Origin of the sequence: Marinobacter sp. EN3, assembly GCF_000475315.1 — a bacterium.
GTDB classification, from domain to species: domain Bacteria; phylum Pseudomonadota; class Gammaproteobacteria; order Pseudomonadales; family Oleiphilaceae; genus Marinobacter; species Marinobacter nauticus.
On sequence record NZ_AXCC01000094.1, the window covers coordinates 1 to 807 of the forward strand.

Genomic DNA, 807 nt, shown 5'->3' on the forward strand with positions numbered 1-807 from the left:
GGGCTTCTATCCCGGAACCAGTTGACGCACCAGGTCAGAGAGTTCGTCTTTGTAAGGATAGGCATCGCTCATCAACACCCGTATGCGCCGAGTGTTGCGAATGATGACCGCGCCCACCTTGATCAGCTTCAGCCGCAGGTTACTGGCGCTCATTCTCTCGAAGGGCGTCTTCTTCAAGTGGGCCCGTAATCGCTCGAACAACGTGTAGGCAAAGCCCGATAAGAGCAACCGCCACTGATTGGTCCACCACCGCGTGCTGGAGGTGCGATCTGCGAACAGACACAACTGCTGATCCTTGATCCGGTTTTCCATGTCACCCCGGGCACAGTATTGCTCGTAGTAGAGTTTAACGCCGTCGTCGTAACGGGAGCTGATAATGAACCTGGGGTTGGCACCCAGTTCGCCCTCCTCCAGACGCGCGATCACCCAGCGGGGGTGTTTCCAGGTTCGGGCCTGGTACTGGAACCGGTAGGTGGCGGAGACTTTTTCACCCAGTTCGTTGTGAGCCTTGCGAACCAGCATCGAGGGTACGTCTACCTCCTTGAGCAGCCGGCTGTTCTTGCTGATGCCGACCAGATAGTCCACGTTGTTCCGGTCGCACCAGCTCAGCAATCGGGGACGGTAAAAGCCGCTGTCACCCCGGAACACGATGCGGGTATCCGGCCAGTACTGCCGAATGAACTTCACCAGCAAGGCCAGAATGGCCCAGCTGTGGCGGCTGTCGCTTCGGTTGCTGGTGCGCAGGTAGCTCACCAGCAGATGACGACCGCAGAACACGTACAGTGGGAAGTAACAATGGTGATCGTA

1 pseudogene is annotated in these 807 nt (G+C 57.7%); it reads right to left on the bottom strand.

What is annotated here, in order from left to right:
• Nucleotides 1-6: 6 nt before the first annotated feature.
• Nucleotides 7-807: pseudogene (locus tag Q675_RS36575) on the bottom strand (IS1380-like element ISMaq4 family transposase); the annotation flags it as partial.